This is a genomic window from Desulfobacula sp., from assembly GCF_030145145.1.
Taxonomy (GTDB): Bacteria; Desulfobacterota; Desulfobacteria; order Desulfobacterales; family Desulfobacteraceae; genus Desulfobacula.
In genome coordinates this window covers 18,270-33,163 of sequence record NZ_JAQYWD010000051.1, presented here as the reverse complement: position 1 = coordinate 33,163, position 14,894 = coordinate 18,270, and the positions used below count along the sequence as shown (strand labels likewise).

At 45.8% G+C, this 14,894-nt stretch carries 15 protein-coding genes; all 15 read left to right on the top strand.

Annotation, left to right across the window (positions count from 1 at the left end):
• Positions 1 to 698: 698 nt before the first annotated feature.
• A complete protein-coding gene (gene ugpB, locus Q1Q15_RS22755; protein ID WP_300464944.1) occupies positions 699 to 2,012 on the top strand; it encodes a sn-glycerol-3-phosphate ABC transporter substrate-binding protein UgpB in 1,314 nt (437 codons plus the stop codon).
• A gap of 78 nt (positions 2,013 to 2,090) precedes the next feature.
• Positions 2,091 to 2,972 (top strand): sn-glycerol-3-phosphate ABC transporter permease UgpA, encoded by an 882-nt coding sequence (gene ugpA / locus Q1Q15_RS22750; RefSeq protein ID WP_300464943.1) that lies wholly within the window; start codon positions 2,091 to 2,093, stop codon positions 2,970 to 2,972.
• A 6-nt stretch (positions 2,973 to 2,978) separates the two neighbouring features.
• Entirely contained in the window at positions 2,979 to 3,824 is an 846-nt protein-coding gene (gene ugpE, locus Q1Q15_RS22745; RefSeq protein ID WP_300464942.1) for a sn-glycerol-3-phosphate ABC transporter permease UgpE, read from the top strand.
• Between the two features lie 10 nt (positions 3,825 to 3,834).
• Positions 3,835 to 4,923: a sn-glycerol-3-phosphate import ATP-binding protein UgpC gene (locus Q1Q15_RS22740; protein ID WP_363321038.1), complete on the top strand. Its 1,089-nt coding sequence runs from the start codon at positions 3,835 to 3,837 to the stop codon at positions 4,921 to 4,923.
• A 213-nt stretch (positions 4,924 to 5,136) separates the two neighbouring features.
• Positions 5,137 to 5,277 carry an AraC family transcriptional regulator gene (locus tag Q1Q15_RS25605; RefSeq protein ID WP_363321037.1) on the top strand — a complete coding sequence of 47 codons (141 nt, stop codon included), beginning with the start codon at positions 5,137 to 5,139 and terminating at the stop codon, positions 5,275 to 5,277.
• Between the two features lie 365 nt (positions 5,278 to 5,642).
• Positions 5,643 to 5,960 carry an SWIM zinc finger family protein gene (locus tag Q1Q15_RS22735; RefSeq protein ID WP_300464940.1) on the top strand — a complete coding sequence of 106 codons (318 nt, stop codon included), beginning with the start codon at positions 5,643 to 5,645 and terminating at the stop codon, positions 5,958 to 5,960.
• 13 nt (positions 5,961 to 5,973) lie between these two features.
• Positions 5,974 to 6,831 (top strand): GNAT family N-acetyltransferase, encoded by an 858-nt coding sequence (locus Q1Q15_RS22730; RefSeq protein ID WP_300464939.1) that lies wholly within the window; start codon positions 5,974 to 5,976, stop codon positions 6,829 to 6,831.
• Between the two features lie 87 nt (positions 6,832 to 6,918).
• Entirely contained in the window at positions 6,919 to 7,116 is a 198-nt protein-coding gene (locus Q1Q15_RS22725) for a hypothetical protein (protein WP_300464938.1), read from the top strand.
• A gap of 29 nt (positions 7,117 to 7,145) precedes the next feature.
• Entirely contained in the window at positions 7,146 to 8,063 is a 918-nt protein-coding gene (locus tag Q1Q15_RS22720; RefSeq protein ID WP_300464937.1) for a universal stress protein, read from the top strand.
• Positions 8,064 to 8,089: 26 nt separating this feature from the next.
• Entirely contained in the window at positions 8,090 to 8,602 is a 513-nt protein-coding gene (locus Q1Q15_RS22715) for a phosphate-starvation-inducible PsiE family protein (protein ID WP_300464936.1), read from the top strand.
• A gap of 53 nt (positions 8,603 to 8,655) precedes the next feature.
• A complete protein-coding gene (locus Q1Q15_RS22710) occupies positions 8,656 to 9,597 on the top strand; it encodes a proton-conducting transporter membrane subunit (protein WP_300464935.1) in 942 nt (313 codons plus the stop codon).
• Positions 9,594 to 9,815: a Na+/H+ antiporter subunit E gene (locus Q1Q15_RS22705; protein WP_300464934.1), complete on the top strand. Its 222-nt coding sequence runs from the start codon at positions 9,594 to 9,596 to the stop codon at positions 9,813 to 9,815. Before Q1Q15_RS22710 ends, Q1Q15_RS22705 begins: the two co-directional genes overlap by 4 nt.
• Before the next feature lie 359 nt (positions 9,816 to 10,174).
• Entirely contained in the window at positions 10,175 to 12,058 is a 1,884-nt protein-coding gene (locus tag Q1Q15_RS22700) for an aldehyde ferredoxin oxidoreductase C-terminal domain-containing protein (RefSeq protein ID WP_300464933.1), read from the top strand.
• A 230-nt stretch (positions 12,059 to 12,288) separates the two neighbouring features.
• Positions 12,289 to 13,749: a betaine-aldehyde dehydrogenase gene (betB, locus tag Q1Q15_RS22695; protein WP_300464932.1), complete on the top strand. Its 1,461-nt coding sequence runs from the start codon at positions 12,289 to 12,291 to the stop codon at positions 13,747 to 13,749.
• Positions 13,750 to 14,088: 339 nt separating this feature from the next.
• Positions 14,089 to 14,865: a GntR family transcriptional regulator gene (locus Q1Q15_RS22690; protein WP_300464931.1), complete on the top strand. Its 777-nt coding sequence runs from the start codon at positions 14,089 to 14,091 to the stop codon at positions 14,863 to 14,865.
• The last annotated feature ends 29 nt before the right edge of the window (positions 14,866 to 14,894 follow it).

The window sequence follows — 14,894 nt, the reverse complement described above, 5'->3', positions numbered from 1 at the left end:
GTAGGTTTGAAGCATTATATTTTCCTTTTTTGGATGCAGCTTAACCTACGATATTTTTACCCAAAAGTCAAGTAAAACCCTTTAAAATAAGGCTTTTTGAAGCTTAATGTCAGGAGCTCTGAATTTACAGGCTTATTGACCAAATTTTCTCTGTTTACATGGTAACATATGTGGAAAAATATGACCCGGCAGTAGTGAAAAGAGAGATGAGTAATTATTCAGGTCACAGAAACCTTAGATCAAGATAATTTCAGCCGGGAAATAAACGGATTGGAAAAAGCCAGAAAGAGGATCAAAAATAGCAAAAGCCTATTGATAACCGGAAACATGGGGATTCCTTTGGATATGTTACCAAAATGGGTTGAGGTTATGACAGCATACGAGTGGCTGCTAAAACAACAAAAGCATTCTACGGTCAAGCCGTAGATGTGTGTTACATTTCAACACTAATTATTAGGACTGAATGTAAATTATTTATTTTGATTGACAAAACGCAAGCTCCTGCCCTATATCCTAATTGTAGGAAGTTCTATTTATCGTGGAAAAAATTCTCGTTCGATTGAAAGTAATTTCCTGTTCCCTTGAAAACCGCCTGTTCTGGTGAAAAAAATCCTACTCAAACAAATATCCTGAATATGTATCGTATATCCAGGGATATGATTTCATTTTTTTAGCTTCAATAACAAGGAGGTGTATAAATGAAAAGGTATCGATTCGTTTTGATAATGGCTGTTTTTATTCTGGGGTTGTCTGTAGCGTCTGCCCAGGCCGTCACCGAGATAAACTGGTGGCATGCCCATGGCGGACGGCTTGGGGAAAAGGTCAATGCCATAGCCGACGGGTTTAACAAATTGCAGGATACGTATAAAGTGGTGGCCACCTACAAGGGGAACTATGCAGATACCATGACCGCCGGCATTGCGGCCTTCCGATCAAAAAATCCCCCCCACATCCTCCAGGTGTTTGAGGTGGGAACGGCCAGCATGATGGCGGCAAAGGGTGCCATCAAGCCGGTTTACGAGGTCATGGGCGAATCAGGACTCCCGTTTGATCCCACGGTGTATCTGTCCACGGTGACCGGTTACTACACCACCAGTGAGGGAAAAATGCTGTCCATGCCCTTCAACAGCTCGACACCCATCCTCTACTATAATGTGGACGCCTTTAAAAAGGCAGGGCTTGATCCGGACAAACCGCCAAAAACCTGGCCAGAGGTGGCCGACTATTCAAGAAAGCTGGTCAAGGCCGGCTACACGGGTTTTTCCACCGCCTGGATCTCCTGGATCCAGATGGAAAATTTCAGCGCATGGCACAATGTCCCCATCGGGACCAAAGAAAATGGGTTTGCCGGGCTGGACACAGAATTTATTTTTAACAGCCCGCTGCATGTAAAGCACATCCAGCAATTGGCAGATTGGCAAAAAGAAAAAATCTTTGTGTACGGGGGCCGGCGGAACCTGGGCAATGCCAAGTTTTCTTCCGGAGAAGTGGCCATGTACACGGAATCCTCGGCAGGCTATGCCGGGTTCGCGAAAACCTGTCAGTTTGAGTTCAAAACAAGCATGCTTCCCTATTGGCCGGAGGTGTCCGGCGCGCCCCAGAACACCATTATCGGCGGGGCAAGTCTCTGGGTCATGGCCGGACATTCAAAAGACGCATACCGGGGGGTTGCCACATTTTTCAACTACCTGTCATCCCCGGCTGTCCAGGCCGACTGGCACCAGTTCACCGGGTATCTGCCCATCACAACCGATGCCTATTACCTGACCAAAGGACAGGGGGTTTATGATGAAAAACCCGGAATGGAAACAGCCTTGAAGCAGATGACCCTGAACAAGCCCACCAGCAATTCCAAAGGATTGAGATTTGGTAATTTTGTTCAGATGCGCAGTGTCATGTACAGCGAGCTGGAAGCCATCTTCAACGGTGATAAAACAGCCAAAAACGGTCTGGATTCGGCTGTCAAGGAAGGTAACAAGTTATTGCGCAAATTTGAAAGAGCCAATAAATAAAGAGGATTGATCAAGGCTGAACCCCTTCCTTCCCAAGGAGGCGTTCAGCCGCCACTCGATATTTCTAAAGGATTTTTCATGGAAAAGAGAGTCATCTTCAAGCATAAATTGCTTCCCTATATTCTGGTCGCCCCGCAAATCGTCATCACCCTTCTTTTTTTCATCTGGCCGGCATCCCAGGCCGTATATCAATCTGTCCTGCAGGAAGACGCATTCGGGCTGTCCAGAACCTTTGTCGGGCTGGCCAATTTTGCCTATATTTTTACCGACGAAACCTATCTGCGCTCGATTTATGTGACCATCATTTTCAGTTGTTCTGTCACGGCCATTGCCATGTCCGTTTCCCTGCTCCTGGCCAGCATGGCCGACAGGGCCATCAGGGGGGCCACCACCTATAAGACCCTGATCATATGGCCCTATGCCGTGGCCCCTGCCGTGGCCGGCGTATTGTGGTATTTTCTTTTTAACCCCACCATAGGGATTGTGGCGCTTTACCTGAAAATCTATGGGTATGAATGGAACCACAGCCTGAACGGGGGCCAGGCCATGTTCCTTGTGGTCATTACAGCGGCCTGGCGGGAAATTTCCTATAATTTTCTGTTTTTTTTGGCCGGGCTCCAGGCAATCCCCAAGCCTTTTCTGGAAGCGGCGTCCATTGACGGGGCGTCTCCTTTCCGGCGATTCTGGACCATAACCTTTCCACTCCTGTCGCCCACAACATTTTTTTTAATTGTCATGAATGTGGTGTATGCCTTTTTTGACACCTTTGGCGTGATCCACGTGATCACGGATGGCGGTCCGAATTATGCGACCAATATCATGGTGTTCAAAGTCTATCACGATGGCTTTCTCAGCCTTGATTTAGGCGGGTCTGCAGCCCAGTCCGTCATATTGATGATCATTGTCATCTCTCTTACCGTGGTTCAATTTCGCTATATAGAGAGAAAGGTTTACTATTAAGGAGGTATGATGGTTGAACATCGGCCATGGCTGACTTTTTTAACCCACGCGATTTTGATTTTCGGGATGCTGCTGCTGGTCATTCCCATCTATGTGACCTTTGTGGCCTCCTCACACAGCCTTGATGAAATAACTGCTCATTTTTCCCTGCTGCCCGGAACCCAACTGGTGGAAAATTACACCAGCGCCCTGAGTGTCGGGCCAAGGGATGTGGGGGCCACTGTGGGCACCATGATGCTCAACAGCCTGATCATGGCCCTTGGCATCACCCTTGGCAAAATTTTTATTTCATTGCTGGCAGCATACGCCATTGTCTATTTTAAATTCCGGTTCCGCATGTTCTTTTTCTGGCTGATTTTCATCACATTGATGCTGCCGGTGGAGGTGAGGATTTTACCGACCTACAAGGTGGCGGCGGATTTAAAAATCCTTGATTCCTATCCGGGCCTGATCCTGCCCCTGATTGCTTCGGCCACGGCCACCTTTTTGTTTCGTCAGTTTTTCATGACCGTGCCGGATGAATTGTGCGAGGCCGTCAAAATCGACGGCGGCGGCCCGATCCGTTTCTTTTTTGATATCCTGCTGCCCATGTCCCGCACCTCGATTGCGGCCCTGTTTGTCATTTTATTCATTTATGGATGGAACCAGTACCTGTGGCCGTTGCTGATCACAACGGATGAAAGTTATTATACGCTTTTAATCGGGATCAAACGCATGCTGGATGTTGGCGAAGGCCAGGCCGAATGGCAGATTATCATGGCGTCCACCATCCTGGCCATGATCCCGCCGATTTTGATTGTGATCTTCATGCAGAAACAATTTGTCAAGGGAATGACCGAGACTGAAAAATAAGGAAGATATGATGGCCGACGTGAGCTTGGATAATGTGTTTAAAACCTTTGGAAAAACCGAGGTGATCCACGGCATCAGCTGTGATATTCAAGACGGAGAATTTATTGTGATCCTGGGACCTTCCGGGTGTGGAAAATCCACCCTGCTGAGGATGATTGCCGGGCTTGAGACGATCACCAAAGGGGATGTTTCCATTGATGGAACCGTGGTGAACCGTCTGGAACCGGCCGATAGAGATGTTGCCATGGTGTTCCAGAACTATGCCCTGTATCCCCACATGACAGTGTTTAAAAATATGGCCTATGGGCTCAAGATCCGGAAAATGCCCAAAGCTGAAATTAAACGACGGGTAGAAGATGCAGCCAGGATCCTGGAAATCACAGAATTTTTAGACCGCAAGCCCAAACAGCTCTCCGGGGGTCAGCGCCAGCGTGTTGCCATGGGGCGGTGTATTGTCCGGGAGCCCAAGATCTTTCTGTTTGATGAACCCCTGAGCAACCTGGATGCCAAACTCCGGGTGCAGATGCGCCTTGAAATAAGAAAGCTCCAGGAAACCTTGAAAATCACGAGCATCTATGTGACCCACGACCAGGTCGAGGCCATGACCCTGGGTGACCGGATGATCGTCATGGACAATGGGTATGCCGCCCAGATCGGAACCCCCCTGGACGTGTATGAACGACCCGCCACACGGTTTGTCGCAGGGTTTATCGGTTCCCCGGCCATGAATTTTCTGACGGCGGTTGTGAGTGCTGACGGACGTCAGGTCCACCTGCATCGGGATATCAGCCTGACCCTTCAAAATGGCGGTCTTCCAGGTCATGGCGGTCAAAAAATTATCATGGGGGTTCGGCCCGAGCATTTTGTGCTGGGCCAGGCAGCAGATGCGATGCTGCACTTAGATCTGGACCATGTGGAGATACTCGGGTCAGACACCCTGGCCTACGGGCACCTGGGCCAGGATAAAACCCAGGTTACCCTACGCCTTCCGTCTGTGTATCATTTCAAAAAAAACACGGTCCTGCACCTGGATATCCCGTCTAAAAACTTACATTTTTTTAACACGGACACCGGTCAACGCATAGAGATGCAGGCTTAAATCTCCTGGAGCTGTCCAAACTTTTTTTCCAGTTCTTTTGCCCCATCTTCTCGCCCATTTTTTTCCAGGTGTGGTTCGCCAAAAAAGAATCCGAGAGAAAATGCATGTTAATTTGATCTTGAGCTATAGTTTAAGCCAACTCTAATTTTTTGAATCTGGTCAAATTTTAATAACAGGGTTTAATTAAACCTTGAACATGCACCCTTTAGAAAAATCTTCGGCCCAAAGGCAAACAGAACTTGTCCAGATAAAACAGTAGCAAGGACCGCAGTCACTTGTGGTTTTTATGATCAGAGCCATTTTGTAAAAACCTTTCGACAATATGTGGGCATCGCCCCCATTGACTACAAATAATATTTTATAAAAAAGTATCCTGCAATTTTTTACAATGCATACTTTTTTGCCTGAATTATAAGGAAAGATATGATTCATTTAAAAAAAATTTATCATTCCTGTATTAAAAATGATCTTGTGGAGATGACCGATTTTAATCAAATAGCCCAAAATGGAAAATAAACCGGATGATACCGGTTATTTTCAAAGTTCACGGCGGCGTAAACCAAATTGAAATATATGTGGCAAATTTTTGTTTTTTTATGCTATTCAATTACAATAATTTATAATAACGGCTTCTGAATTAGGGAAAATAGCATTGGCTGAAAAGAACCAAATTGAAATTTATCAATCTGACGAAGGGCAAACTCAGATAGAAGTCCGTCTTGAAAAAGATACCCCATGGTTATCACAGGCTCAGATGGGATGATCTTGAGGACTGGTTTGAAGACGCGATCATCGACAGAGGACACAAATACCAGATGAAAGGCCGTGTTTCTGATTTATCATTAACGGATAATGGTGATTTGATCGCCTGGGTGTCCGGAACAAAACGGTATGCGACGACCATAGAGATGACAGATGGAGAATATCTGGATTCTTATTGTACCTGTCCTTATGCCATCAACTGCAAACATGGCGTTGCTGTTGTCCTTGAATATCTTGAGTGTTTAAAAAAGAACCAAGCGGTTCCTGTGTGGTAAAAATTAGCACATTATGATTATAAAACCATTAACAAATACACCTATTGAACAAATTCATGAGGCCTTTCTTGCTGCTTTTTCCGACTATGAAGAACCTGTGATGTTCAGTGTCCAGCAATTAAAGCATATGATTGAAAGACGAGGGTATGAACCCGATATATCTTATGGCGCTTTTGAGAATGAGAATCTGGTGGGGTTCACTTTAAACGGATTGGGAGAATGGAATGGAAGATTGACCGCCTATGACACAGGTACGGGTATCCAGAAAGAATATCGCAGCAAGGGGATTGCCACTCAAATATTTGAGGCCTCCCTGCCTGTTTTAAAAGAAAAACAAATTGATCAATATTTGCTGGAAGTCATTCAGATCAACACTTCAGCCGTTGATTTATATAAAAAATTAGGATTCAAAATATCCCGTACCTTTGATTATTATGTGGCGAGTAAAAAAGATTTTCCTGAGTTTAAATCAAAACCGGGGCCAGGACTTACTATTAAAGAGATCCAAACACCGGACTGGCAATTTCTTAAAACGTTTTGGGATATGATTCCTTCCTGGCAGAACAGCATCTATGCTGTTGAACGGAAAAAAGACTGTTTTAAGATCTTTACCATCTGTGATGGTAACACCATTGTCGGGTATGGTATTATTGAACCCGCAACAGGTGATATTCCTCACCTTGCCATAAGCAAATCCTGCAGACGAAATGGATATGGTACTGCTCTGCTGTTTCACCTTATCGATCAATTGGATCAGGACCCATTTAAATTAATCAACATAGATTCAACATTAGACACTTTTAAGGCTTTTACAAAAAATCTTAATTTGCCCCCCGGCCACGGACAATTTGAGATGATGCTAACCCTTTAGGGCGTGGTCAAACCCTTATTTTTGCATTATAAAAGTTTAATAAGGCATGTTCATTTTTGATTATAGTCAAATAAAGGGGTAATTCTCATGACAGAAACCAATCGTACCGAAATTCCCGAGAACACATTGATCAAGTGGCAAAAAATTATTGATCTTGCAAGTACTATTGAAAAAAGATCCGAAGCGTCTTTCAGCCATAGCTTATGCACGCCTTGTGCAGATCAGTTGTATGGGCATAAGAAATGGTATCAAAAAGTGAAGGCTGAAAATAACGGCGAAATATAAACATCAGGTAGATGATTAAAGGAGGCTCTATGTATCGGTACAAAAAAATAATGATTTGTCTTAATCTGGATGACCATGATGAAAAACTGATTCAGTACGCGGGAATATTGTCTAAGATGGCCAAATCAGATGAATTACATTTTGTATATGTGTCTGACACATTTGATATTCCTGAAGAAATCAAAAAGATCTATCCGCAAATTGCATCCCCGGTCGAAACAGCAGTTGAAGACTTGATGAAACAGATTGTTGAACAACACTTTAACGGCCACGAAAATACACAAAAAATCTATAGCCCCCTGGAAGGACCACTTTTGGGACAGTTGATCTCATACACAAAAAAATATGATATTGACCTTTTGATTGTCGGCCATCATTCAACTGAAATGGCGGCCCAAAAAGCCATTTCGGAAAAGCTGGCAAGAAAAGCGTTCTGCTCGGTCATGATTGTTCCCAAGGGAGCAAAAGCCCTGCTTGAAAAAATACTGGTAGCTGTGGATTTTTCCGATCACGCGTTAAATGCCCTGGATGTGGGCAGTGCTTTTGCCAAGGCAGCCGGATTGGAAGAGATATATATCCTCAATAATTACAAAGTTCCGACAGAATACCATAAGACAGGCAAATCCCATGAGGAATTCGCCGACATTATGCTGGATAATGCAAAATCGAAATTAAGGGCATTATTACCAAAAGTCGATCTAAAATCAATTGCTATCAAACCTTTTTTTAAAAAAAGCAATGACGTTGTTGACGGCATACTCATGTTTTCAAAGAAGATGGGAGCTGGCCTGATCGTTGTCGGTGCCAGGGGCCGCAGCGGTGATATTGCTGCAATTCTTCTGGGCAGTGTTACAGAAGGATTGATAAGAAAACTTGACAGACCGATTCTGGCGGTCAAAAATAAGGGAGAAGGGCTCAATATCTTGGATGCAATATCATCAGAGTAATAATGAATTGAAACAGGAGTATAATTATGAATGATCATGACAGGAACGATGAGCCGCTGATATTAAAACTTCATTCAGTGATAAGGTTTGCCGTCAGGGTTATGGCCCTCATTATGACAGCTGTTATTATCTGGGGCGTGGTTGATGTGTGCTGGGTGCTGTATGAAAAACTGATGTCGCCGCCCAGATTTCTGTTGACCATCAGCGATATTCTTGCAACGTTCGGAGCATTCATGGCGGTTCTCATCGCCATCGAAATATTTGTGAATATCTGTGTCTACCTCCGGGAGGATGTCATCCATGTTCAGATTGTCATGGCAACGGCTCTCATGGCCATTGCCCGGAAGATTATTATTCTCGATTTCAGTACAATCGGTTCAGAGTATGTCTGGGCTATAGCCGGTGTGGTATTTTCCATGAGCATTGGTTATTTTCTGGTGCTGAAATCGTCAAAAGCAGATGTTTCGAACTTTGACCGGATTCTTTTCGGTAATCAAAACCGGGAGCCCGACTCCCGTCATAAAAAAGATCTCAGTTAAATCTCGGATTCAATCATGATCAGCAGATTTCCAGGAAAAATGCGCTTCAAGCCATGCTGGTGACCGGTGCCATGTCAGCGCCGGCACCGGTCAGTGCCTATCTCCATTCCGCTACCATGGTCAAGGCGGGTGTCTACCTGCTGGCCTTTGGCAATCGCTATGCCATATCAGCGGCCCTGATGTTTATCATTGCCCATGCCCTTTACAAGGCAGCGCTTTTCATGGTGGTCGGCACCGTAGACAAAGCAGCCGGTACCAAAGAGTATCATCGCCTTGCCGGGTTAGGGGGTATCCTTAAAATGAGCTTTGTTGCTGCGGGGTTATCCGCTTTGTCAAAGGCAGGCATTCCGCCGCTGCCCGGATTCCTCAGCAAAGAATATATGTATAAAGCGGCCCTCGGTGTTTCATATGCGCAGACAGCCATACTTGTTCTTGTTCATTCCATCATGGCGGCGCTTGCGTTTATCATTGTCATCAAACCCTTTTTTTCATCCCAGGATGAGAACAGCGTGCCGGTTAAATCTGTTGAAAAACACCTGTTTTTGTGGGTGCCGCCGTTATGTCTGGCCTTTTTGGGACTGGGGATAACCATTTTCGGCCTTGAATGGCTCAACACTGCCCTGATTGTTTTCGCAAGTCTGGTTGTCAATCCAGGACTTGAGATAGAAACACTCAAATTATGGCAGGGCCTGAATCTGCCGCTGTTACTGAGCGGCGTGTCACTGCTGCTGGGTGCTGCAATCTTTGGGTATCACAACCGGGTCAAATCTTTAATTGATGTTGTCACCCAATGGCTGCCGTCAGGCAGCGAATGTTTCGAGGTGCCGGTAACGCTGATAACACAGCTGCTGGTTGAAATCCTGAGCGTTATTTTCCTGGTAACGATCATTATCGGACTGGCAGCAGAACCGTTTTTCCTGTTTGCGGACAGGGCCGCGATGCAGCTTTTGGATCCGTTTCTTTATATTCAAGCGGTTTTAGGAGAAAGGCCATGACCTATCTGATCCTAAATCTCATTTTTGCCGGCGCCTGGGTACTGGTCAATAATGAATACAGTATCATCGATTTTTCTGTCGGGTTTTTACTGGGACTGGCCTGTTTATGGCTGATCCAGCCATTCGGCATGGATACCGCATATTTTCGACGGTTGAAAGCCGCTGTGGTTCTGCTGGTTTATTTCCATTATGAAATGATGGTATCTGTGTGCAGGTAACCTCCCGTGTGATCGGTATTATGCTGTTTATTATCTTGACAACGCCCGCAGCCGCCCATATGCTGGGTAAAACAATGTTGAAATCAAAATACAGGATATGGAAAAATCCTTTAAAACGTTAGAGGGGTGGGGTCGAACATTTCAAATGAACCCTGGGCCATGACCTTTTTGCCTGTCCCTCGCATTAATTCGTCTTGACTGAAATCATTGACAATTCGGGAGTTCGGATGGCCCCTTGGCATGCCTTTGGTTAAAAGATTAAAGCCGTTCCTTAAAAATGCACCGGAGTTCACTGGATATTTTCATGTTAGCGCCGAGTTAAAATAATGGATTAAGAAAATTTTAGAGAGGAAACAAATATGAATATTTACCTTAAAACTCTGATTGTTGATTCAAGTACAGGTTTTTACAAAATCAACAGATACAAAGTAGGTGACTATTTCGGCCCTGTAGATCTTGGACTTCACCTTGCAAAAAAATATGACAGTCTTAATATCGGAACAGGTCTGCTGGCAGGATCAATTTTCCCCGGATCCAACAGACTGATTTTCACAGGATACTCTCCAGGCTGGAGCAATTTTTATATCTCTACAATGGGGGGAGCAGGTCTTATATTCAATAATCTTGGTATAGATATGCTTACAATAACAGGGCGCACGCCAACACCATCTGTTCTTTATCTAAACAGGATTCATGGTGAGGAGATCCAGCTGAAGATTGAACCTGTTGATATTCACAATGTATGGAAATCGGGAAGAATGGGTGTCTACTCATTGACAGATCATGTTTATCAAATGTACGCCAGGGAATACTATAATGACCCGAGAATTCTTGTTACAGGCCCGGCGGCTCTTGCTACAGGACATGGATCCGTCGCTTCAATGCCGATAAGAAAAGGGAAGATCTCCTCTGTTGACACATGGGCCGGACGGGGCGGTTTTGGTTCAAAAATGATGCAGGAACATGGAATTGCCGCGATAATATACGGTGGTACGTTTATCGATGATGACTTCAGGGACAGAAAGGTCGCCGACCAGTGGTTTGTTGATAAGTATAATAAAAAACTTGCTGCAAAAAATATTGAAGCAACTGTAAAATACAGGTTTGAACCGAACTTCAATACAGGGGGTACATTCGGCGTAAATTACGCGACTCTCGGTGGCAAAATGCTGTCATTCAATTATAAAAGCATTTACATGACAGAGGAGCAACGCCTTAAAATTCATGAAAGATTTGTTAAAAATCATTATCTTAAACAATTCAATGAAGAGACGATCATACCCAAAAAACAGGCTACCTGCGGCGAACCCTGCGTTGCTGTATGTAAAAAAATGAATAATGAATTTAAAAAAGATTATGAGCCCTATCAGGCAATGGGTCCGCTCTCAGGAATTTTTGATCAGAGAGCTGCCGAGATGCTGAACCACCATGCTGACACGTACGGATTTGACGGCATCGCTGCGGGAGGGGTAATTGCATGGCTTATGGAATGTCTTGTTGACGGCCTGCTTACACCCGAAGAACTGGGAATTTCAAACAATATTCCTAAATGGGATATAGAAGATTTTGATTTAGTCAACGATTCCATGCACAATGCCAAAATCGGAATGGAAATACTTGATTCAATTATTGAGAAAAAGGGCATCCTTAATATTATAGCCGGAGTAAGAAAGCTCTCCCGTAAACTGGCTAAGGAAAAGGACAGGTTGATTCTTGATAAGCTTGTATGCATTGGTTTTGCCCGCACAGGCTGGATGATCCCGAACCAGTACTGGACACCCGGCGTACTCTCACCCATGGCTATTATGGGTAAATATTTTATGCATTACGCAGATGAGTTTGTATCGCCAAGGGAACTGGGCCGCAAAGACGGAATCCGATTAAAGAAAGAACTCATACTAGACAACATGGGGATGTGCAGGTTTCACCGTCAATGGGCTGAGGAGATGATTCCCGAAGTAATGGAATCTCTTCTTGGACCCGGGATGCAGGAACTTTACCTGGATAAAATTTCAAGAGCTGCAGCAAGAATTAACAGCAGAAACTCATCTGTTTTCTGGGAGAGTGAGAGAAATTTCGATTTTATATATACATTTTTAAAGAGAAAAAAAGAGATCGATAAAATAGAAGATCAGGAACTCGATAAGTGGATTGATGCTTTTGAAACCAATAAACGAGAAGCAGCATTAAATTTCTGGTACGAGATCCATAAAGGTATTCAGGAGACATTGGCTGATTACTAACGATTGTAGCGAATTACAAATCTGTTTTGATTTCAGGTGCGGCTTTAAATCGAATCCCTTGTGCAGGAAAACAAGTCCCTTCCCACAGCTAACCATGCCATCCAATTGGACGGGAATCTCGCTGCGCTCCACCTGATCCGCCATGGGTAGAGATACCCTGTATTTTGACAACCACCGGTAAAGATAGTATAGTCATGCTCAAGGATAATCCATTGAGGAATTAACAAAATATGCAACGCTACAAAAATTTCGTGAACGGAACATATTTAGACAACCATACAAAAGAATACTTTGCTGTGGTCAACCCGGCCACGGGAAAACAGATCTACGAGGTAGAAATTGCAGACAAAACCGTTCTGAACGCTGCCCGGGAAAGTGCTGCGGCAGGATTCAAGGTTTGGTCGGCCATGGATGCGGTTACGCGCAGCCGGATTCTCATGGCGGCGGTGTCCCTTTTGAGGAAAAAAAACCATGAGCTGGCCCAAATCGAGGTGATGGACACGGGAAAACCATTCCAGGAAGCTGTTGCTGTGGATGTGGTCACAGGGGCTGACGTGATCGAATTCTTTGCCTGGGCTGCACCGGGCATCTCCGGCAGCCAGCAGGATCTGGGTCAGGACTTTTATTATACCCGCCGGGAACCCTTGGGCATATGCGCCGGTATCGGGGCCTGGAACTATCCGCTGCAGATCGCATGCTGGAAGGCGGGTCCGGCCCTGGCCTGCGGCAACAGCATGATTTTCAAGCCTTCGGAGGAAACACCATTGGGGGCATTAAAGCTTGCCGAGATATTCACCCAAGCAGGCGTGCCCGACGGGGTTTTCAACGTGGTCCAGGGTGCAGCCGCAGTGGGCCAGTGGCTCACCGCCTGCCCCGGCATTGAAAAAATCTCATTCACCGGGGAGGTCGGCACCGGCAAAAAGGTCATGACCAGTGCCGCTTCAACCCTCAAAGATGTCACCATGGAACTGGGTGGAAAATCTGCGCTCATTATTTTTGAGGACGCTGATTTGGACAATGCTGTCAGCGCGGCCATGCTGGGCAATTTTTACACCCAGGGTGAAGTCTGTACCAACTGCACCCGGGTTTTTGTCCACACCTCAATTCAAGAACAGTTTCTAAAGACACTTCTGGACCGGATCAGGGCAAATATCAAAATGGGCGACCCCATGGATCCAGATACCAACTTCGGCGCCCTGATATCAAGTGAACACAGGGAAAAGGTGTTGTCCTACATTCAGACGGCCAAGGCAGAAGGGGCAACACAATTATGCGGCCACACCATGCCTGACCTGCCAAATCAGAACCAGGAAGGCTTTTTCCTTCCCCCCACCGTGTTCACCCACTGCACCGACGAGATGACCCTTGTCAAAGAAGAGGTCTTCGGTCCGGTCATGGCTGTCCTGGATTTTGACAGGGAAGCCGAGGTGATCCAAAGGGCAAACGCCACCCACTTCGGACTTGCTGCCGGGGTGTTTACAACGGATATCCAGCGGGCCCACCGGGTCATCCACCAGCTTGAAGCAGGCATCTGCTGGATCAATGCCTATGGCAATTCACCTGCCCAGATGCCCGTGGGCGGCTATAAGCAATCCGGCATCGGCAGGGAAAACGGACGGGAAACCATCCGGCACTATACCCAGGTAAAATCAATTTATATGGGCATGGGACCTTTGGATTCACCTTTTTAACCCCTCGGGGCCCATGCCGGGGCCGGCCTGACCATACCCCCGGCATGGGTCCTGTATACACCACCCTACCCTGTTCCTCCCAGACCATTCATCCCCCATTCCCATAAAACCTCAGTGAAAACCCCTTGACTTCAGTGGTTAAGAACTGTATATATTCTTAATGGTAGTACCAAACTAAACCAATTGTATCAAATTCGGACAAACAAAAACCAGGACAATATTGACGCAATAAACAAATACAGTGAACATTTTAAGTCTTTTATATCATATTTTACAGAAACGAAAACCAATAAATCTGCAATCCAATCCAAAGGAATATCGATAAATGGTAGGACATTAATGGCAAAACTCAACCATCCCATATTTCATCCCGTGACCAGTGCCAATAAACCCGAAGCCATCGGCCTGCAAATCGAGGCGGCCATATCGGACAGGACCTATACGTCAGGAGACAGACTGCCCAGTGAGAGGGAGCTTCAGGAAGCATTCAAAACCAGCAGAGGTTCTGTGCGGGAAGCCTTAAGGACCCTAAGGCAAAAAGGAATGCTTGAGGCCAAAAAAGGGGCCAAGGGCGGATACTATGTCCGGGAACTTGACATCAATGAGGCTGTTGACAATCTGGCCGTGATGATCAAGCAACAGGAAATGCCCCTGGACAAACTACTGGAGTTTCAATATGCCATGGACCAGGCCATTCTGATACCGGCCGTGACCAATGCCTCCAAGGCCCAGGTCCGCCGCATGACACAGCTGGCAGACCAGCTGCTTGACCTTTGCAATGTAAAGGACCCGGATTTTCAGCAGATATCAGCCGTTGACAAGGCGTTGAACCTGCTCATGGTGGAAATGGCTGACAACCCGTTTTTCGAGTGGATGATGCGATCTGTCCAGCTGGCGTTCAGATCCTACGAGTTCGTGATCTACCAGACCCCTGAGGTCCGGCTTGAAACTGCCCGAAACTGGAAGAGCACGGCAGAGGCGGTCCGGGATCGGGATCTGCAGAAAGCCAACAGGCTCTACGGTCACTGGTACATTCTTCTGGAACAATGTCTCAAAGAGAGGTTTGGAGAGACCCTGGTTGAGAAATCAGATCATCTGAGCCTGACAGGCCTTTAGACACTACCCTTGCCTTGATCTGAAACAGA